The organism is Spongiimicrobium salis (genome assembly GCF_043678055.1).
Classification (GTDB): Bacteria; Bacteroidota; Bacteroidia; order Flavobacteriales; family Flavobacteriaceae; genus Spongiimicrobium; species Spongiimicrobium salis.
The window spans coordinates 279,918-299,214 of sequence record NZ_JBHEQA010000003.1 but is presented as its reverse complement, the minus strand read 5'-3'; the positions used below and the strand labels follow the sequence as shown (position 1 = coordinate 299,214).

At 38.9% G+C, this 19,297-nt stretch carries 19 protein-coding genes; 10 read left to right on the top strand and 9 right to left on the bottom strand.

What is annotated here, in order from left to right; translation table 11 throughout:
• The first annotated feature begins 16 nt into the window (after positions 1-16).
• The 3 genes from ACEXOE_RS16125 (at position 17) to ACEXOE_RS16115 (ending at position 3,263) form a co-directional block, all read left to right on the top strand.
• Entirely contained in the window at positions 17-484 is a 468-nt protein-coding gene (locus tag ACEXOE_RS16125) for a heme-binding domain-containing protein (RefSeq protein ID WP_394749869.1), read from the top strand.
• Positions 485-671: 187 nt separating this feature from the next.
• The gene (gene guaB / locus ACEXOE_RS16120) at positions 672-2,144 is read left to right on the top strand and encodes an IMP dehydrogenase (protein ID WP_394749868.1); all 1,473 of its coding nucleotides are present in this window, start codon (positions 672-674) and stop codon (positions 2,142-2,144) included.
• A gap of 75 nt (positions 2,145-2,219) precedes the next feature.
• Positions 2,220-3,263 (top strand): acetamidase/formamidase family protein, encoded by a 1,044-nt coding sequence (locus ACEXOE_RS16115; RefSeq protein ID WP_394749867.1) that lies wholly within the window; start codon positions 2,220-2,222, stop codon positions 3,261-3,263.
• Positions 3,264-3,297: 34 nt separating this feature from the next.
• Here the strand turns inward: ACEXOE_RS16115 and ACEXOE_RS16110 are convergent, their stop codons facing one another.
• Both ACEXOE_RS16110 and lysA read right to left on the bottom strand, forming a co-directional pair.
• A complete protein-coding gene (locus tag ACEXOE_RS16110; protein WP_394749866.1) occupies positions 3,298-3,858 on the bottom strand; it encodes a thioredoxin family protein in 561 nt (186 codons plus the stop codon).
• Between the two features lie 188 nt (positions 3,859-4,046).
• Complete coding sequence (lysA, locus tag ACEXOE_RS16105; RefSeq protein WP_394749865.1) at positions 4,047-5,288, bottom strand: diaminopimelate decarboxylase; 1,242 nt, start codon at positions 5,286-5,288, stop codon at positions 4,047-4,049.
• 161 nt (positions 5,289-5,449) lie between these two features.
• On the opposite strand from lysA, the gene ACEXOE_RS16100 reads away from it, so the two are divergent.
• From ACEXOE_RS16100 to ACEXOE_RS16080, 5 genes are all read left to right on the top strand, one after another.
• A complete protein-coding gene (locus ACEXOE_RS16100) occupies positions 5,450-6,088 on the top strand; it encodes an LON peptidase substrate-binding domain-containing protein (RefSeq protein ID WP_394749863.1) in 639 nt (212 codons plus the stop codon).
• Between the two features lie 96 nt (positions 6,089-6,184).
• Positions 6,185-7,378 (top strand): ADP-forming succinate--CoA ligase subunit beta, encoded by a 1,194-nt coding sequence (gene sucC, locus ACEXOE_RS16095; protein WP_394749862.1) that lies wholly within the window; start codon positions 6,185-6,187, stop codon positions 7,376-7,378.
• A gap of 12 nt (positions 7,379-7,390) precedes the next feature.
• Positions 7,391-7,699 (top strand): NIPSNAP family protein, encoded by a 309-nt coding sequence (locus tag ACEXOE_RS16090; protein WP_394749861.1) that lies wholly within the window; start codon positions 7,391-7,393, stop codon positions 7,697-7,699.
• A 402-nt stretch (positions 7,700-8,101) separates the two neighbouring features.
• Positions 8,102-8,443 (top strand): hypothetical protein, encoded by a 342-nt coding sequence (locus ACEXOE_RS16085; protein ID WP_394749860.1) that lies wholly within the window; start codon positions 8,102-8,104, stop codon positions 8,441-8,443.
• A gap of 388 nt (positions 8,444-8,831) precedes the next feature.
• Positions 8,832-9,173, top strand: a complete 342-nt coding sequence (locus ACEXOE_RS16080) for a hypothetical protein (RefSeq protein ID WP_394749859.1) — start codon at positions 8,832-8,834, stop codon at positions 9,171-9,173.
• Positions 9,174-9,225: 52 nt separating this feature from the next.
• Here the strand turns inward: ACEXOE_RS16080 and ACEXOE_RS16075 are convergent, their stop codons facing one another.
• Positions 9,226-9,585, bottom strand: a complete 360-nt coding sequence (locus ACEXOE_RS16075; RefSeq protein WP_394749858.1) for a DUF1456 family protein — start codon at positions 9,583-9,585, stop codon at positions 9,226-9,228.
• Positions 9,586-9,723: 138 nt separating this feature from the next.
• Here ACEXOE_RS16075 and ACEXOE_RS16070 point away from each other — a divergent pair, with 138 nt between their 5' ends.
• A complete protein-coding gene (locus ACEXOE_RS16070; RefSeq protein WP_394749857.1) occupies positions 9,724-10,125 on the top strand; it encodes a TerB family tellurite resistance protein in 402 nt (133 codons plus the stop codon).
• 196 nt (positions 10,126-10,321) lie between these two features.
• Positions 10,322-10,744 carry an Hsp20/alpha crystallin family protein gene (locus tag ACEXOE_RS16065; protein ID WP_394749856.1) on the top strand — a complete coding sequence of 141 codons (423 nt, stop codon included), beginning with the start codon at positions 10,322-10,324 and terminating at the stop codon, positions 10,742-10,744.
• Between the two features lie 195 nt (positions 10,745-10,939).
• Here ACEXOE_RS16065 and uvrB read toward each other — a convergent pair whose 3' ends face one another.
• The 6 genes from uvrB to ACEXOE_RS16035 all read right to left on the bottom strand — a co-directional run bounded on the left by uvrB (position 10,940) and on the right by ACEXOE_RS16035 (position 19,291).
• Positions 10,940-12,928, bottom strand: coding sequence for an excinuclease ABC subunit UvrB (gene uvrB, locus ACEXOE_RS16060; protein WP_394749855.1), 1,989 nt, complete (start codon positions 12,926-12,928; stop codon positions 10,940-10,942).
• Between the two features lie 74 nt (positions 12,929-13,002).
• Complete coding sequence (locus ACEXOE_RS16055) at positions 13,003-14,229, bottom strand: lanthionine synthetase C family protein (protein WP_394749854.1); 1,227 nt, start codon at positions 14,227-14,229, stop codon at positions 13,003-13,005.
• Positions 14,230-14,327: 98 nt separating this feature from the next.
• The gene (locus tag ACEXOE_RS16050) at positions 14,328-14,477 is read right to left on the bottom strand and encodes a hypothetical protein (protein WP_394749853.1); all 150 of its coding nucleotides are present in this window, start codon (positions 14,475-14,477) and stop codon (positions 14,328-14,330) included.
• Positions 14,478-14,753: 276 nt separating this feature from the next.
• Complete coding sequence (locus ACEXOE_RS16045; protein ID WP_394749852.1) at positions 14,754-14,906, bottom strand: TIGR04149 family rSAM-modified RiPP; 153 nt, start codon at positions 14,904-14,906, stop codon at positions 14,754-14,756.
• A 120-nt stretch (positions 14,907-15,026) separates the two neighbouring features.
• Positions 15,027-16,730 carry a helix-turn-helix domain-containing protein gene (locus ACEXOE_RS16040; protein ID WP_394749851.1) on the bottom strand — a complete coding sequence of 568 codons (1,704 nt, stop codon included), beginning with the start codon at positions 16,728-16,730 and terminating at the stop codon, positions 15,027-15,029.
• Between the two features lie 155 nt (positions 16,731-16,885).
• Positions 16,886-19,291 carry a T9SS type B sorting domain-containing protein gene (locus ACEXOE_RS16035; RefSeq protein ID WP_394749850.1) on the bottom strand — a complete coding sequence of 802 codons (2,406 nt, stop codon included), beginning with the start codon at positions 19,289-19,291 and terminating at the stop codon, positions 16,886-16,888.
• Positions 19,292-19,297: the final 6 nt, after the last annotated feature.

Here is a 19,297-nt window from a genome sequence, read left to right as displayed (position 1 = left end):
TCTAAAGTATACCATCATGAAAATCGTAAAGAAAATCGCTGTTGTTTTATTGGTACTATTAATTGGCCTTCAATTGTATCGTCCAGAAAAAAATGATGCAGAATATAGGGATGTTGCCGCTTTTGTAGCCGACACACAACCTACTGCAGAGATCACAGCCATTTTGGAAACAAAATGCTACGATTGCCATAGCGATAAAACCACCTACCCCTGGTATGCCGAAGTAGCACCTATTTCCTTATGGATTCACGATCATGTTGAGGAAGGGAACGAGCATTTGAATTTTTCCAAATGGGAAGGCTATTCCCTGAAGAAGAAAGATCACAAATTGGATGAATTGATCGAAGAGGTGGAAGAAGGAGAAATGCCTTTGAGCGAATATACCTGGACGCACGGAAATCTATCCGAAGAAGAAAAAGAGGCTTTAATTCAATGGACACGCGAGGTCCGAAAAGGATATGCCAAACAGTTGTCCGGGGAATAATTACGAATAGCTTTAACGATTTACAATAGATAAGGATACAGGATTAGAGCAGCTTTTGGGGTGCTCGATTTCCTGTATTGGAATGTCCTTTGATCAACTCATTTGGGTTTTATCTGGATATCTGAGAATAATCCGATATCCATTAAAAAAAGCTGTATATTTGCACGCAATTAATCTTTAATTGCACATGAAAGCCCACCTAGATAAAATCGTTGGAGAAGGTCTCACTTATGATGACGTACTCTTAGTCCCCGCCTATTCTGAAGTACTTCCCAGAGAAGTAAATATTCAGACAAAATTTACAAGGAATATCACGATCAATGTGCCCATTATTTCCGCGGCTATGGATACCGTGACAGAATCCAGAATGGCTATCGCTATCGCACAAGAAGGGGGTATAGGGGTCTTACATAAAAACATGACCATTGAAGAACAGGCTACAAAAGTGCGCAAGGTAAAGCGTGCGGAAAGTGGTATGATCATTGATCCGGTGACTCTGCCCCTAGAAGCTACAGTGCGGGATGCCAAAGCAAATATGAAGGAGCACAAGATTGGCGGAATTCCAATTGTGGACGAAAACGGGAAGCTAATAGGCATTGTGACAAATAGAGATCTTCGTTTTGAAAAAAATAATGATCGACCTATTGCTGAGGTAATGACTTCAGAGAATTTGGTTACGGTGGGGGAAGGTACTTCCCTGACGCAGGCAGAAGACATTCTTCAAGAAAATAAAATTGAAAAACTCCCTGTAGTGGACGCCAATGATAAATTGGTGGGGTTGATTACGTTTCGGGATATCACAAAACTTACCCAAAAGCCTATTGCGAATAAAGATGGCTATGGAAGGTTGAGAGTTGCCGCTGCCATAGGAGTTACTGCGGATGCTGTAGACAGGGCAGAGGCATTGGTCAATGCTGGTGTGGATGCTGTGGTGATCGATACGGCCCATGGACATACCAAAGGCGTGGTGCATGTCTTGAAAGAAGTCAAAAAGAAATTTCCGCAATTGGATGTCATTGTTGGAAATATTGCAACAGGCGAAGCGGCAAAATATCTTGTGGAAGCAGGGGCAGATGCTATAAAAGTAGGAATAGGTCCTGGATCTATTTGTACCACTAGAGTGGTAGCCGGTGTTGGTTTTCCACAATTTTCGGCAGTGTTGGAAGTGGCAGCTGCTGTAAAAGGTACTGGTGTTCCGGTCATAGCCGATGGAGGTATTCGCTATACCGGTGATATTCCTAAAGCCATAGCAGCTGGAGCAGATACGGTAATGTTGGGGTCCTTATTGGCCGGAACCAAAGAATCTCCTGGGGAAACCATTATTTATGAAGGGCGTAAATTTAAATCCTATAGAGGTATGGGTTCTGTGGAAGCCATGAAGCATGGTAGTAAAGACCGTTATTTCCAGGATGTGGAGGACGATATTAAAAAATTGGTCCCAGAAGGAATTGTAGGACGTGTGCCATATAAAGGAGAGTTGTACGAGAGTATCCACCAATTTGTAGGTGGCTTACGTGCCGGAATGGGCTATTGTGGAGCCAAGGACATTGAAACCTTGAAAGAAACAGGTCGTTTTGTGAAGATTACCGCCAGTGGAATCAATGAGAGTCATCCACATGATGTCACTATCACCAAAGAATCCCCAAACTATAGTAGGTAACCTAAGGAAGTTTCATCACTTTTAGTTTTTCTTAAAAATCCGTACTTTCATCCTGTTCAATTAAACGAAATGGGAATGAAAAAATCGTACTATGGATTACTAAGGGGGTTATGTATACTTTCGGTATTCGTGCTGAGTTGTAAAGAAACCAATGTTCAGACTACCGAAGATGTTGGTGAGGAGGTGGCCATGAGTGAAGAAGCTACCTATGAGATTCAATATACCTTAACTAAAGAACAGACGCATAACAAATTTAGCAGTACAATAGCTCCTGTATTGACCGTCCCTTCTGGATCGGTTATAGAAGCCTATACCGAAGAAGCCAGTGATGGACAATTTCAATTGGATTCCACCGAAGATGCTTTGGACAATCTTGATTTTGAGCCCATACACCCGCTTACGGGGCCAGTCTACGTGGAAGGGGCTGCACCTGGCGATATGCTGAAAGTTACGCTTTTGGATATTGAATTGGGCGATTGGGGTTGGAATGCCATTATTCCTGGATTTGGATTTTTATCGGATTCCTTGTCCGTTAAATATTTGAAAACCTATGCCCTGGGGAAGGATAAAACCACCGTACCATTTAATGAGGAAATAGACATACCGTTGAACCCTTTTCCAGGAGTAATGGGAGTAGCTCCAGCGACTACCGAGTTGCTCAATACGATTCCGCCTAGGGCCAATGGGGGCAATATGGACGATCCCAATATGGGAGAGGGTACCACATTATATTTTCCTGTTTTTGTAGATGGAGGTCTTTTTTCCATAGGCGATGGCCATGCGGCACAAGGTTTGGGAGAGGTGTGCGGAACTGCCATTGAAACTCCTTTACGTATTGTTTATAAAATAGAATTGATCAAAGGCCAAACTGTTCAAGAACCGCAATATGAAACCGATGCATATTATGCAACAACCGGTTTTGCGCCAACCATAGATGAGGCGGCAAAAAAAGCAACTTTGTATATGGTTCGTTATTTACAGGCAAATCATGGGCTTAGTGTAGAAGAGGCGTATGCCCTATGTTCTCTCGCTGGGGATTTACAAATTGCTGAAGTGGTAGATCTTCCAAACATGCTGGTGACCATGCATATGTCCAAAGAAGTACTTCGGGCAAAATAAAACGGTAATGTATGCAGAAAAGGTTTAAGGGCCTTTATTTGGCGTTATCGTAAGCTTTCCAATTCTTTTCTTTGTACACATTATCTCCAAAATATCGTGCAATGTGTAGAAAAGGTGCTGGTTTTTGATAACCAGGGACAGGAGAAAGCATATTCATTTGTTCATCTAAAAATACCGTGGTAGGATAGCTTAATCTACCCTGCAAAAGTGCTGCCGCAAGTTCGTGATACCCTTTTCTTCCAGAAGGAACAAACTTATAGGTTTTGCCTTTGAATTCAATGGGATCTTTTCCTTCGCCATCCAATTTGACCATATAGAAGTTTTCGGTCATATATTTCGCTACCTCTCCATTCTGAAAGGTATCTTTATCCATCTTTTTACACCATCCACACCAATCTGTATATACATCCACAAAAATCTTTTTGGGATTTTTATCAGTTTTGACTCGGGAAGCAGCTTCGTCCCAGCTCATCCATTGTACTTTATGCTCTGCCGAAGCGTTGGCTTTGGTGCTTTGCGCAAAAGAGCTAAGGGTCGCAAGACCAAAAAAGAAGGTCAGGGCAAAAGTCAATACGGATGATATCGGGGTTTTCATAACAAAAATATTTTAGCTGTTAGTCCAATAATGGGTCTAAAACTAACGTAGGTTTTATGTATTTATTTCTTAAAATTGGGACAAATAGATCCGTTTTAACACTTTTGTGAAGAAAAAACCTCCAAGGTCAACAAAAGATATACTTTAGAGGACCTTGGAGGTGTTGTTTTTTATTGGGTAAGTAGGTGTTATTTTGCCGTTACTTTTTGTTTTTTTGGCGTAAATAAACCTTTCACATCTACTTGATTCTTGATCAGGTCATCAAAAGTTTCCCGTTCGCGAATTAATATGGCTTTTCCTTCGTGCCAGAGCACTTCTGCAGGGCGAAACCTTGAGTTGTAATTACTGGCCATAGTAAAGCAATACGCTCCGGCATTGCTGAAACTTAAAATATCGCCCTCAGAAATTTCACTGATGCGTCTATTGCTGCCAAAAGTATCCGTCTCACAGATGTAACCCACTACAGAATAATAACGTTCTCTGCCTTTGGTGTTTGATATATTGGTAATGCGATGTTCGGAACCATATAGCATTGGGCGAATAAGGTGATTGAAACCTGAATCGATACTGGCAAAAACAGTTGAAGTAGTCTGTTTTACAACATTGACTTTTGCCAGGAAATGTCCAGCTTCACTTACCAAGAATTTTCCAGGTTCAAAAGCTAACGTTAGCTCCCTACCATAAGTGGCACAGAATTCATTGAAGCGCGCACTCAATTTTTTTCCAAGCTCTTCAATATTGGTTTCAATATCCCCTTCTTTATAAGGAACCTTAAACCCACTTCCAAAATCTATAAATTCCAGATTATCAAAGTTTCTAGCTGTTTCAAAAAGAATTTCTGAAGCATAAAGGAATACGTCGATATCCAAAATATCACTTCCTGTATGCATATGAATACCGTTGATATTCATTTTGGTCAATTCAACAATACGCAAAAGATGTGGGATCTGATGAATACTGATACCAAATTTGGAATCGATATGACCTACAGAGATATTGGAATTCCCTCCTGCCATAACATGAGGATTAATGCGAATACAAACAGGAATATTGGGATGTTTGCTTCCAAACTGTTCCAAGATGGATAAATTATCAATATTGATCTGTACCCCAAGAGCTGCTGCTTCCTCAATTTCCTCCAAGGAAACGCCATTGGGGGTATAGATGATGGATTCGGGTTTAAAACCAGCCAACAACCCTAATTGAACTTCCTGGATAGATACGGTGTCCAGTCCGCTGCCTAGACTGTTCATCAACCTCAAAATATTGACATTGGACAATGCTTTAGCGGCATAATTCAGCTTTAACTTTTTGACCCCCTTAAATGCCGTGGTCAATCGTTTAAATTGACTACTTATTTTTTCGGAATCATATACATAAACCGGATCTCCATAGGTTTTTGCGATTTGTAGTAAATCTGAATGTTTCATGCCTTTAAAATTTTAGACGAAATTAAACTACTTATAGGATGTGGGCAAGAAATTAGTGTCGAAACATTAAAAATAAAACAATTTGTTATAAATAAAACAAATTGTATATTCAATATCACTTGCCACTGAATTATCTGTATCGTACTTTTAAACAAAAAACAATGAGGATTCCATTATTTCCATTAGAATCGGTCTATTTTCCAAACGAACGGGTACCGCTACATATTTTTGAAGCGCGTTATAAGCAGCTTATACAAGACTGCAGGGAAGAGGCCCTGACCTTTGGCATTCCGGTATATATCAATGATACCCTTGCCTACGGTACAGAGATGACGCTGGTAGAAATCATGAAAACCTATGAAAATGGGGAAATGGATGTGATTTGTTCTGCCCAACGGATCTTTAAAGTACTTACTTTTGACAGGCAGATGGACGAAAAGCTCTATGCTGGCGGTATTGTGCAATTTTTGGAAAATGTAGAAGATGGAAACTTGGCTCAAAAGGAAAAAGTAACTGTAATGATCAAAGAATTGTATCAGTTGATGGAAGTTCCCTTGAAGCATATTGACCCAACCACCTTCAACAGTTATTCATTGGCCCATAAAATAGGATTGTCCATTGAACAAGAGCATCAACTCCTGCAGATTACCTATGAAAGTGAACGTTTACGATTTTTACAAGATCACTTAGTTACTACCATTGCTATTTTAAAGGAGGTCAATAGGACAAAGAAGGTCATTGCGATGAATGGACATTTTAGAAATTTTGACCCCTTGGATTTTAAGGATATTGAGTTATAATCCCTTTCTCTACAGATCTTTTGTTTTTCTAGTGCCATACATTAGTGTAAATCCAATCGGTTTTTTATTTTTGCAACCGAATAAAACATCGCATATATGAATCTTCACGAATATCAAGGAAAAGAAATATTAGCAAGTTTTGGAGTACGTATCCAGAGAGGTATTGTAGCCCATAATGCAAAAGAGGCAGTAGACGCTGCCAAACAGCTGACCGCAGAAACCGGAACGGGCTGGCATGTAATCAAAGCACAGGTGCATGCTGGAGGCCGTGGTAAAGGTGGGGGAGTAAAACTTGCCAAAAACTTGAAAGAAGTTGAAGAATTGGCGGGACAGATTATCGGAATGAACTTGATTACGCCCCAGACATCGGCAGAAGGAAAGAAAGTACATCAGGTGTTGATTGCCGAAGATGTCTACTATCCTGGGGATAGTGAAACCAGTGAATTTTATATGTCCGTCTTGCTGAATCGAGGTACAGGTCAGAATATGATCATGTACTCCACAGAGGGGGGAATGGATATCGAAGAAGTAGCAGAAAAGACGCCTCATTTGATTTTTACAGAAGAAATTGATCCGGCTACGGGATTACTTCCTTTCCAGGCAAGAAAGATCGCATTTAACCTAGGACTGTCCGGAATGGCATTTAAGGAGATGACCAAATTTGTCGCAGCACTGTACAAAGCGTATGTAGAAAGTGATTCCAGTATGTTTGAAATCAACCCTGTGTTGAAAACATCAGACGACAAAATTATGGCTGTGGATGCAAAAGTGTCTATAGATGATAATGCATTGTATAGAAGAAAGCAATACGCCGAAATGCGGGACCTGCGTGAGGAGAACCCTATTGAAGTAGAGGCAAGAGCTGTAGGCCTTAATTATGTAGATCTAGATGGTAATGTAGGTTGTATGGTAAACGGGGCCGGTTTAGCGATGGCCACCATGGATTTGATCAAAATGGCAGGAGGAGAGCCCGCTAACTTTTTGGATGTTGGAGGTACGGCCGATGCTAAAAGAGTGGAAGAGGCCTTTAGAATTATATTAAAAGATCCAGCGGTAAAGGCAATTTTAATCAACATATTTGGTGGAATTGTACGTTGTGATCGTGTAGCACAAGGTGTAGTGGATGCCTATAAGAATATGGGAGATGCCATAAAAGTACCTATTATCGTACGATTACAGGGAACCAATGCCGAATTGGCAAAAGAGATTATTGATAATTCTGGCTTGGCCGTTCATTCTGCAGTGCAATTCCAAGAGGCAGCAGATAAGGTAAAGGCTGTTTTAGCATAACAAACCCTAGCTGTGATTACGTGTTACGTCAATTATATCATTGATCCTTATAAGCTAAAGGAATTCGAGATATACGCTAAAAAGTGGATTCCTTTGGTCAATCAGTACGGAGGAACGCATCACGGATATTTTTTACCGCATGAAGGGGCCAACAATAAAGCAATAACCTTGTTCAGTTTTCCTTCATTGGCAGATTATGAAAAGTATAGAAGGGATAGCATGTCGGATCCGGAATGTATTGCAGCTTATGAGTATGCCGTGCATACAAAATGTATCATAAGTTACGAAAGGTCGTTCATGCGACCCATTTTTGAACCTTAAGTCAGAAGCAAAAGAATACAGTAAAGGGCAATGTTTTGATAACATTGCCCTTTTATTATATTCCTTACTTTTTGGTTAAAACACCAAAAAAAACCTTTAAGAAACGATATCCTCATTGGGCATTTATCCCGTGCTATTTCCTTTTCTTTAGTTTTTGTCCAAAGGTATTGATCGTTCTATTATCTATGGAAATATGTCCTTAAGGTTATGAAGTTTAAATGTGCGTTAAACTCGCTTTGCGCATTATTTTTATCTTCTTTTTGAATGTAGTTTTGCAGTGGAAATAAAAAAGGGAGAACATTAAAAATTTGTTAAAACAAAAAAATCATGTAACATTTTAATCCCTTGCCAGTCTTTTAAATATATCATCAATATAATCATAATCAAAAAACAAAAACAATCATGAGAAAATTTAGTTTAGTATTTGCAGCTGCAATGTTGCTAATGACAGGAAGTATCTTTGCTAACAATGGAGACACGGAGAAAAAACCTTCGAACAGACAATTAGCCGCTCAAATCGGGGCGCTTTTGGAAAGTAATAATTTCATTGTTGAAGAGCACGATGTGACTGCTAATGTTAAATTTACCTTGAATTCTGACCAAGAGATTGTCGTATTATCCGTAGATTCGGAAGACGAGTCCTTAGTGAAATTCGTGAAAGGAAGACTGAACTACCAAAAGGTAAAAACAGAAAACTTCCGCGAAGGTAAAATGTACACAGTACCTGTTAGGATGACTGAATAAAAAAACCGTTTTAAGAATGAAAATCCTGAAGAAATTCAGGATTTTTTTTATTTGATCATTTCTTTACACAATAATAACATTGCATTTTATCTAAAGTTCGGGGTGATTTAGTGCTTTTTATTTTTCCTTTTGTGATTTTTTAATATGAATTTCTTAGTAAAAAAACCATTCGACTATGCCTTATGAAAAAGGTACTTTTTGGGGACACTAAATATTTGTTAAAACGTATTTTTCATGAAAAACTTTGTATTACTTTTGTGCCGTCAAAAATAAGATTGTCAATAAAAAGTGTTAAAAAAGCATTTTTAATAAATTATATTTAATAAAAAGTATCTTATTTTAAGAATTAGTCAAGAAATAAAAATTAAAGAAAGTAAAAAAACAAGTTATGAGAAAAATTAATTTAGTATTGATAGTCGTTGTATTGCTATCAACATTGAACACTTTTGCGAAGGTATCCGAAACTAAAAATCCTGTAGAAGGAAAAGACCTTACAGCACAGATCGGAGAATTATTGGAAGATAATGCATTTACGATCGAGGAGGTTGATTTAACTGCTAAGGTTAAATTTATCTTGAACGATGAAAACGAGATTGTTGTATTGTCTGTAGCTACTGAAAATGCATCTTTCGAAGCTTTCGTAAAAAGTAGATTGAATTACCAAAAAGTAGAAGGAGCTGATGTAGAAGGTGGAAAAACATATACTATTCCAGTTCGTATCACGGAATAAGCGGTAATCTTATTTAATTTATAGTTTTAGTCAAAAAAAATCCTGAGATAGCTCAGGATTTTTTTTTGTTCTTATACTTCACATAGCTAAGATCTGGACTTTTCTTGTTTTTAGGTTTAAAGTTCGACGACTTGGATGTATCTCTCTTGTTTGCAAACTTCTTTTGTAAAACTTCTTTTGGATTCTTTGGAGCTTCTTTGGTTCCTCTTAAATGAATGACCAAACCATTGAGAAAATTACGCAGAATTTGATCTCCACATTCCCTATAATTAGGATGGTCTTCTTTTCTACATAATGCGCCGACTTCACTTTTGGATATTCTAAAATCCACTAATTTTAAGATATCTACAATTTCATCGTCACGTAGCATTAGGGCTACCCTAAGTTTTTTTAGAATGTCATTATTGGTCATATATATTCTTTTTGGCAAGATATTATAAATCCATGATTTGAGTGAGGTTTCGTTCATTTTTCGCTGATGTTTATACGAAACTTGCGTTTAAAGAGTTATTCTAAATGGTATCTATTGGATTCGCTTAAATTATAACAGGTGAGTAGCTACGAAGAAAAAATAAGTATTTTATCCGAAATGATTGTATTTGCCATGGTGGACAAAACAGTCAAAGAGCCGGAGTATAGCTTCTTATTGGGAGTGGCTTCGCAATTGGGGATAGATAAAAAAACCTTTGATGGCCTATTCAATACTAAGATCAAGAAGGTATTGCCAAAATCCCAGTTAGAGCGCATCCTTCAATTTCACCGTTTGGTTTTACTTATGAATGTAGATCGGGTACAACATATTGCGGAAACCAATAAATTGTTTAATATTGGCTTGGGAATGGGCTTGCCGCCATCGGCCATAGAGCAGGTCTTATACGTCATGCATCAATATCCCGATAAAGTTATTCCGCCCAATGTGCTTATCGATATTTTTAAGGCACATTACAATTAACAGCTCTCCTTTTTCTTTTTCACGAGCATTTAAATTCGTCAGGATTCAACGAATTATGGCCTTGTTTTGGTAGTATATTGTCAATTTGACAGTATTTCGATAGGGTAATATGTCATAATGACACATATTTTTTATTGGTATAACATTTGTCTTTTAGCCTATCAAAGATGAATGTTTAATAAAAAAATATAGTATCATGAGTATCGTAAAAAGAAATCATACAAGTTTACCTTTTTTAATGGATGAGATTTTTGGACCTGATTGGTTCGGAGGAAAAGAGGCTAGAAATCACAAAAAACCGCCAGTCAATATTAGAGAGGTAGATGCGGCTTTTGAATTGGAAGTCATTGTTCCTGGACGAAAGAAAGAAGATTTCCGTATAGAAGTAGATAAGGATATATTGACCATTGCTTCGGAACAAAAAGAAATAGAAGAGACCGCAAAGACATATACAAGACAGGAATTTGCCTTTGTATCTTTTAATAGGGCGTTTACCTTGCCAGAAACTGTGGATACAGATAGTATTGAAGCGACTTATGAAGCGGGGATATTAAAGGTGGTATTGCGTAAAAAAGAAGAGGCATTGCCAAAGCCTAAAAGAGCAATTACGATTGGATAATAATTTTCATAGCAGTTTTTTTTAATTGATTAGTTAGTTAGTTGGAAAAGCGTTCTGTCCTTCTTAGGATGGGGCGCTTTTCATGGATATGGACTATGGTGAAATCTATTATTATTAAAATTTAGACATGTCTAAATTTTAATAATAACTTGTTTACAATCAATAAAATTAAATGCACCTAACTCAAGCAAAACTTTAATCTTGTTCTTGCAGCATTTTTATTTCGTCGCGTAGCTGGGCAGCCTTCATAAAATCCAATTCTTTGGCCGCTTTTTCCATGGCTTTTCTTTTCTCGCGAATCAACTTTTCTGTCTGTTCTTTGGTAAGGTATTCCATATCGGGCTCTGCAGCACGAATGGCTTCTTTTTCAAAATGATAGGTAGACACGGAGTTTTTCGTAAGTGCACTGTCCAAACTTTTGTTCAATGCTTTTGGAACTAGATTATTGGCGGTATTATAGGCCATTTGTTTTTCCCTTCTATAGTTGGTTTCATCAATGGTCTGTTGCATGCTCCTGGTAATTTTATCGGCATACATAATGGCTTTACCATTTAAGTTTCGTGCTGCTCTTCCTACAGTTTGGGTCAGGGATCTGGCATTGCGCAAAAAGCCTTCCTTATCCGCATCCAAAATGGCAACTAAGGAAACTTCGGGCAAATCCAAACCTTCTCGAAGTAAGTTGACACCAATAAGTACATCAAAAATGCCTTTTCTTAAATCTTGCATAATTTCCACACGTTCAAGGGTGTCTACATCACTGTGAATATAGCGACAGCGCACATTGATCCTAGTGAGGTATTTTGCGAGCTCTTCGGCCATTCGTTTGGTCAATGTGGTGACCAAGGTACGTTCATCTTTTTCTACCCGAATCTGGATTTCCTCGACCAGATCATCAATCTGATTAAGGCTAGGGCGTACTTCTATAATGGGATCTAAGAGTCCTGTTGGTCGTATCACCTGCTCTACATAAACACCTTCTGAAAGTTGTAATTCATAATCTGCTGGAGTTGCACTTACATAAATTACCTGATTTTGTAGGGCTTCAAACTCTTCAAACTTCAAAGGACGATTGTCCATAGCCGCTGGCAAGCGAAAGCCAAACTCTACTAAATTTTCTTTTCGCGATCGATCTCCCCCATACATCGCATGAACTTGAGGAACCGTGACATGGCTTTCATCAATGATCATAAGGTAATCGTTGGGGAAGTAATCCAATAAACAAAAGGGGCGGGTACCAGGATCCCTTCCGTCCAAATAACGCGAATAATTTTCAATGCCGGAACAATACCCAAGCTCCCGAATCATTTCAAGGTCAAAATTTGTGCGTTCTTCAAGGCGCTTGGCTTCCAAGGGCTTTCCTATTTCCTTAAAATAGGCGGTTTGAGCCACAAGATCGTCCTGTATTAAATGAATGGCATTTTGAAGAATATCCGGGGAAGTAACAAACATATTTGCCGGGTATATGTTCAACTGGGGATAAACTTCAATGACTTTATTTTTGAGGGGATCAAAGGCTTCGATCTCTTCAATCTCATCGCCAAAGAAATGGATGCGATAGGCATGGTCGGCATAACTGGGAAAAACGTCCACAACATCCCCTTTTACCCTAAAATTCCCATTTCTAAAATCCGCAGTGGTTCTAGAATAAAGGCTTTGTACCAACTGATGCAAAAACTTTGTTCTGGAGATGATCTGATCTTTCTTAATGGAAATTACATTCTTCTGAAATTCCACAGGGTTCCCTATACCATAGAGACAAGAAACCGATGCTACAACCAATACATCCCTACGCCCCGAGAGCAGGGAAGAGGTGGTGCTCAATCGCAACTTTTCAATATCCTCATTGATGGACAAATCCTTTTCAATATAGGTCCCCGATGTAGGGATATAGGCTTCCGGTTGATAATAATCATAATAGGAAACAAAATATTCAATGGCATTGTTCGGGAAAAATTGCTTGAATTCAGCATACAATTGGGCGGCCAAAGTTTTATTGTGGGCCAGCACCAGGGTTGGGCGCTCCACTTTTTCCACAACATTGGCCATAGTAAAGGTCTTTCCCGAACCGGTAACGCCCAATAAGGTTTGATAAGGTTCTTGTTTTTCTATTCCATCAACCAACTGTGCTATAGCGGAGGGTTGATCTCCTGTAGGCTCAAATTCGGAAACGACTTTAAATTTCATGCACTAAAGTTACAAAAGGAAAAGGGTTCCATGCAATGCCTTTGCTTAGTTTTTGAGGGGTTTGCGTGTTCCCATCAGTTGATGAGCAGACATTGATCCCATTTGTTCATGGAAGGAGAAAGATAAGTCATTATGGAGAGACCAATACCAGCAATACCTTCCAGAAGGTTGGTTTCCTTGCGCCATTGCTCTTTTCCATCACCCCGCCACTGTTGGTATCCGGCTAAGCCATCTTCATGAATGGCCATATCCAATGCCTGTTCTTTCCAATACTCTGCCGTTTCCTTAAAGATTGGATGCGCTGTTTTTTCATGCATTTGATTATAGATATGCATGATACCGAAGGCCCCATGGCACAAACCTGCATCCATAACCCGTGCTTCATGGAGGTTTTTTCGTTTAGAAGCATGGACCAAAGTATCTATAGCTACCTTAGCTATGACAGCATCATTTAAAGCTTCAGAAGCACGCCATAAGGTAATGCCTATCCCTAAATCCCCATAGCACCAGGCCAAGCGGGAACTCTGATCAATGCTGCTGTTTTCAACGATCCAATCCGGGAAAGATGTGGAAGTTGACCCGGTTTCATTTCTACAACTCATTAAAAAAGAAGTGGCGCCTTGTAACAGCGGAAATCCTTCCGTTTTGAAATCATCAAATTTCACGAGTCTCGATAGAAAATTGATAATACTGGAAATTCCATGGGACAAACCAAGATTATAACCTCGTAACCCTGTACTTCTAATTAAGTAACTTTCCCATTTTAAGCCGCATTGATCTTTTGTGGCAGTATTGTCTAAAAGTCTCGTAATATCTAGCAATACCTGTCTGTATTTTTCTTTGAGTTGTAGATTCTGGGTTCGTTCGTATCGTTTAAGGTAGTAAAATCCAATCCCAAGAACTCCGTGCAGAAAATCATAAAAGTTCTCGTGGGGATCTATAGCCAGGAACTCAATCAGATAATCATCCAGGATAGCTAAAAGGGAATCTGCGTTGAGTTCAATATATTCTTCTTCCAGTAGCAGTTCTATGACCCATGCCGCTCCGGAAATTCCGGTACAAAAACTGGGCATGTCATAGCCTTCGTTAATTTTTTGAATAATATCTGCAATGACCATACTTCCAAGGTCTGCTGAAATTTCCTCTTGTGAAAAACGGGAATAGTAAAAGTGAAATAAGGCTATCCCAGCACTCCCGGTCAGTACTCCAAGATCCATGTTTTCATACTGATGATTCACTAAAATAGTATTGATTTCATCAAGCTTATTTCGCAATAGGTGTTCATTCTTCATAGTATTCATAGCTAAAAAGCTGCCTTTGATACAGACAGCTTTTAGGTACTCTTATAATTATGGCAATTAACTATTCAATGACGTATGTCTTTCGCCATGAATATAAATTAGAAACATTGCACTCCGGGAGGAGGACAAGTATTTAAAGGTCCATCGGTAGGGCAGCAATGTGTTCCTCCGGCTCCTTTTACTTTTTTCATTTGTAATTTACTAACTACTTCTTTTTTTAACGTTAAGTTTTTCAATGATTTTTTCATAAATCGTGCATTAAAAATAATAGATACCTACTCTATTCAAGGTTTTCGGTTCCCCCTTTTTGTGCCATTGTTCCAGTGGTACAATGGAATGATGAAGTTAGAGTTCCATTTATAGAATTAAAAACACAATAGTCCCAGATTGAACAAAATAGGGCAGCATCTGGTTGGGCGATGTAGTGCTTTTTGATGTACATAGCAATAGCCCTCCATTAAAAGAAAAAAGCGGCGCATCTTTCATGTTCCTTAATCCATATTAAGGGGGGATATCACTTTATATCAAGGAATTTGACTTGTCGGACATACCCAATCCGTATGGCCGACTTCCGTAGGAATACAGTCGCCCCCTTGGAGTCTTTGCATGGATTTACTAGTGATTTTCGCGATCGAAAATTTCTTTAGATCGATTTTTTTGATTTGTTTTTTTTTCATCTTGTTGCTCTTAAAGTTTATTGTATATTTCTCCACTCAATATACTTTTTGTTGGTGTTGAAAGATAGAAGAAGTACCCAAAATTGAACAAAATAGGGTGGTTGTTCTAAATTTTGCGTGCTATACGGAACCTAATTTCCCCAAGTTTTTAATATAGTCAGAAGGGTTGACCCCGGTCTTGGATTTAAAATGTTTCGCAAATGAATAATCACTTTTATAGCCTACTTCTTTGGCAATTGACTTAATGGAGAATGACCTGAATTTTTTATCACTATGCAATCTTTCCAGGGTATAGTTGATGCGAAGGTCATTGATATAGGTAATGAACTTTTTGTGTTTATGGTTGTTTATAATGACAGATAAATACGTGGCATTGGTCCGCACTTTTTTTGCCATGGTACGGAGATTGCATTCCAAATCAAGGAAGTACTCTTGATGCTCCAGTTTTTCCAATCGCCTAAGGACATCGCCTACTGTATCCGTATGAATTACAATTTCTTTGGCATTTTTTGCATTTTGTAGCGAAGGAGAATTCGTTTTGTCTTCATCATTTGTATTGTTGATACTGTTATTGGATTTTCCTCCGTTGGAATTGGATTTCTTAAAAATAAAGAAAAGGAATACCAAAGCGGCTATGAATATAGCAATAGCGACACCCAGCACATAGGTGTTGTTTTTTTTTTGCTGTAGTTGTTCTTGTTTTAGAACGGCAATTTCATTCCCTAATTTTTGGGTGTCTGTTTCGTAAATTTTATTGACCAGATCATATTTTCTTTCTAAAAATTGATCGTTTAGCTTTACATATTTATCATACCAGAATATAGAACTATCCTTGTCGCCATATTGTTTGTAACTATCAGCCAAGAGACGGTAGGCTTCAACGGTTCTTACTTTTATTTTTCTACGGTTACCCTTAGCGTACTGCACAAATTGGAGCAATTGGGAAATGGCCTCTTTATAGTCCCTTTGTTCGTGATAGGCCATCGCCCTGTAGTAGCGAATATTCTGAAGAAAGTATTGCTCCTTTATTTTTTTTGAAGCGATAAGTTGTTGGGCCTTATCCAAATATTCAAAACCTAAAGTATAATCTTCTTCTTTGCAATGCACCACTCCCGTTTTTGTATATAAATCAATAAGTCCTCTGGGGTAATCTATTGTCTGGCTTATTCGAATTCCTATTTTGGCAAATTGGAGGGCTTCATCGTAGGATTCCATTCCCAGATACGATTCGCTAATGATGGTGAGGAGGTTTACATGGTTCTTACTATTTTTTAATAGCGTATGATCAACTGTTTCAAGTGCTTCCAAACATTCTTGGATGGCTTTTTCATACTGCTTCATTCGATTCCGTATGATGCCGATATTGACTTTGGAAATAACTTCTTTTTCTTTGTTTTTGCTGTTTTTGGAAATTTCCAAAACTTTATGATAAGCTTCCAGAGCATCCTGATTTTGCCAGTTCAGAAGATAAGAATTGCCTTGTTTTAAGTAAGCTTCTGATAATAATTGCCAGTCTTGTGTTTTTTCTGCCTTTATTAGGGCCTGGTCAATATAATTTAGACTTCTTTTATACGCTCCATTCCTATAGAAGGATTGTGCGATGTCAAGAAATATATGTACAAAATCGGAATCGGAATATTCACGCTCCAGCAATGCATTTTCAAGTGCCGGACTGTCTAAGACATCGGATGACTTTATTTCCTGGATAATCTTATCCGTATATTGTGGATCATGACTGGATTGTGCACGGACCACACTGATTCCCAGAAAAAGAAAACCAATAAGGGAAATAGCGTATAATCTTAAGCATATATCTTGATTCAAAACAGCGGATTTTGGGGAACTTGTGGGACAATTGTTTTTATTTCTAATAAAATGCTTAGTAAATGTAATAAAAATCTTATAAAAAAATAGGAAATAATAGTAATATAATACTTGTAATACTACAAAGGAGGAAGCCGCTAATACGGCGTGCAATATTATCGTTTCAATGTGAAGTGCCCCGTAAATTCTCTACCATCCTCAAGATTTACTTTGAACCAATAATCCGAAGAAGGCAATTCTCGGGCATTAAATTTTCCGTCCCAACCCTGATCGCCGGGTCTTAACTGTTGCAATAATTTTCCATAACGATCAAAAATATGAATGGAAGTATTGGGTTGAAAGATTTCATTGGCTCCTAAGATTTGCCAAAAATCATTGACATTATCTCCATTTGGGGTAAAAAACCTTGGATAACCAATTACGGAAACCAATTCCTCGCTAATGCCACAACCTCTTTTGTCGCGAACAAAGACAGTTATAAAGCCGGCCGGGACATTTTCGAAAAAAGGGCTGTCCTGATAATTTTGACCATCAATGGAAAACTCATAATCCCCTTCACCACTTACGCTTACAGCTATGGTGTTGTTGTCCTGGATATCTGAAACATCGGATACCTCTATTTCCTGAATTGTGGCATTGTTGGAAGGCAACACTTGAAAGGAAGCACTATTGGTGCACACAAAAGGAGTTCGGTCCAAATCGTATACAAAACCTACTTCTAGGGTATAACTCCCCAATTCGGTAATATTGACCATTTGCGCAGTTTCAATCAATTCTTCCGTACCATTTACGTTTCGTAGCCACCTGTAAGTATCAAAACCAGGAGGGCCACTTATGGTTAGCGGAGGGTCGTTGGTACAAAGAAAGAAGGTGTCATTTAAAATAAATACAGGGGTGGGGACCACTTCCAGTTGAATTTCTTCAACACCCTGACATTGATTGGAATTTTCCAAACGGGCAAAGACGGTAGTCGATGTGGTGGTGAAATCCCCGGAAAGGGGATTGGTTTCTAAAGTGGCATCCTCTAGGGTGGCATATAGAGCAGCTTCTAGACCGGGATAATTCTCGGTGCGGATAGCTTCTAAATCAAAAATACCTTCCAGTACCGCATCATTAGGGTTAATATCGCAACTCCGGAAAGGGCTTTGGTTGTTTAAACTTACCGTTGTGGGCTGTATCTGAATCTGAAGGTCCCCCAAATTTTCACAACCGATTATTGTATTTGTGGCTCTATAGAACAGGGTTTGGTTAAAAGGAATCGTATTGATATAGCCAATGGGATTGGGTATGGGGTTGTCGGCATCCCTATCGGCTATGGTTTCATAAAAAAAGAAATCAAAATCTTCGATATCCGGAATATTCAAGAATACCTGATTGAGGTTTAGTGCCGAAAATCCATCCGTGGAATTTGTTGGGTCAATATCACATTGTATTAGCTGCGAACTTATGGGAATGGGACTCAACACAATATCAAGAAATACAGGAACACTAACAAAACAACTGGGATCTGTTGCCAAGGCAATTCTTGCGTATATCGTGATTGCCCCAGTTTCAAAAGGCGTACCTACAATTTGCCCGGTGCTATTATCCGCACTGATTTCGTCAAGGTGAAATGTAATATTGTACGCTGTAGGATTGTTTAACGCATTGAAAATAGTGTTGGCAATGGCATCCAAATCAAAGCCTTCCCTACCATTGCCATCTTGATCACAATTTACCGTATCGAAATCCTGATCGATATAGTTCTCTGAAATGATACTGAAATCCAGAATTTCAAAGCAATCATTCAGGCCTTGAACTCGTGCAAAAAGTGGGACTTCAGCAGCCATTACCGGGAAATTTGCCAAATCCGTCACAGCGTTGTCACGATCAAAGGCATTCGCAAAAGAAGTATAGAATTCTACAATGGCGGTTGGATCGGTAGTAATTGAAATGGAAACAGCACTAAGATCAACCGTAGTATCTTCATCGGCAATACAAAGTTCAATATCAGTGGGGGGATTAAAAACGGGAGGCTCAAAAAATTCTGAAGTGCCTGTCCATTCCAAACTAAACCCTCCATCTCCAATAGGTCTGTCGATCAAAAGGAAATAGGTTTCCCCAGCTTGCACGGGAATGGCGGATACAAAACCATTACCGTCTGCCCCGGGTCCTTCCGTAAGATCAGTTTCCGTAGTGCTCAAACCTGTAGTATTAGAGGTTTGTCCGGCACTTATTGGATTGGTGGAAGAACAGCGAATGGGAGTGCTGAAATTGCCACAAGACTCATTGGGTGCAAAGATGGCAAAATCATAATCCACATTGAGACTCGGACTTTCGGGGCTTAATACAAAGGCAAGATCTCCTGATACTGCTATATTTAATTGCAACCAAAGGCTATTGTTTTCGCCTCGTACAAGACAGCTCGTACCTGCTGGTATTTCTTGGATGCCGAAACCTGAGGCATTGGAAGCTATCGTACTATTGCCGCATACTACTACCGCATTGCTGCAATCATTTGCGGTCTGGGCAAATGAAAAACATTGGTAGAGTAAAAGAATAAATACTAGTTTTTTAGGCATGTGTCA

What these genes read in the sequence shown, in the direction of transcription:
- ACEXOE_RS16125 (WP_394749869.1), top strand. Translation starts at nt 17, where the DNA reads ATGAAAATCGTAAAGAAAATCGCTGTTGTTTTATTGGTACTATTAATT.
- guaB (WP_394749868.1), top strand. Translation starts at nt 672, where the DNA reads ATGAAAGCCCACCTAGATAAAATCGTTGGAGAAGGTCTCACTTATGAT.
- ACEXOE_RS16115 (WP_394749867.1), top strand. Translation starts at nt 2,220, where the DNA reads ATGAAAAAATCGTACTATGGATTACTAAGGGGGTTATGTATACTTTCG.
- ACEXOE_RS16110 (WP_394749866.1), bottom strand. Translation starts at nt 3,858, where the DNA reads ATGAAAACCCCGATATCATCCGTATTGACTTTTGCCCTGACCTTCTTT.
- lysA (WP_394749865.1), bottom strand. Translation starts at nt 5,288, where the DNA reads ATGAAACATTCAGATTTACTACAAATCGCAAAAACCTATGGAGATCCG.
- ACEXOE_RS16100 (WP_394749863.1), top strand. Translation starts at nt 5,450, where the DNA reads ATGAGGATTCCATTATTTCCATTAGAATCGGTCTATTTTCCAAACGAA.
- sucC (WP_394749862.1), top strand. Translation starts at nt 6,185, where the DNA reads ATGAATCTTCACGAATATCAAGGAAAAGAAATATTAGCAAGTTTTGGA.
- ACEXOE_RS16085 (WP_394749860.1), top strand. Translation starts at nt 8,102, where the DNA reads ATGAGAAAATTTAGTTTAGTATTTGCAGCTGCAATGTTGCTAATGACA.
- ACEXOE_RS16080 (WP_394749859.1), top strand. Translation starts at nt 8,832, where the DNA reads ATGAGAAAAATTAATTTAGTATTGATAGTCGTTGTATTGCTATCAACA.
- ACEXOE_RS16075 (WP_394749858.1), bottom strand. Translation starts at nt 9,585, where the DNA reads ATGACCAATAATGACATTCTAAAAAAACTTAGGGTAGCCCTAATGCTA.
- ACEXOE_RS16065 (WP_394749856.1), top strand. Translation starts at nt 10,322, where the DNA reads ATGAGTATCGTAAAAAGAAATCATACAAGTTTACCTTTTTTAATGGAT.
- uvrB (WP_394749855.1), bottom strand. Translation starts at nt 12,928, where the DNA reads ATGAAATTTAAAGTCGTTTCCGAATTTGAGCCTACAGGAGATCAACCC.
- ACEXOE_RS16055 (WP_394749854.1), bottom strand. Translation starts at nt 14,229, where the DNA reads ATGAATACTATGAAGAATGAACACCTATTGCGAAATAAGCTTGATGAA.
- ACEXOE_RS16050 (WP_394749853.1), bottom strand. Translation starts at nt 14,477, where the DNA reads ATGAAAAAATCATTGAAAAACTTAACGTTAAAAAAAGAAGTAGTTAGT.
- ACEXOE_RS16045 (WP_394749852.1), bottom strand. Translation starts at nt 14,906, where the DNA reads ATGAAAAAAAAACAAATCAAAAAAATCGATCTAAAGAAATTTTCGATC.
- ACEXOE_RS16035 (WP_394749850.1), bottom strand. Translation starts at nt 19,291, where the DNA reads ATGCCTAAAAAACTAGTATTTATTCTTTTACTCTACCAATGTTTTTCA.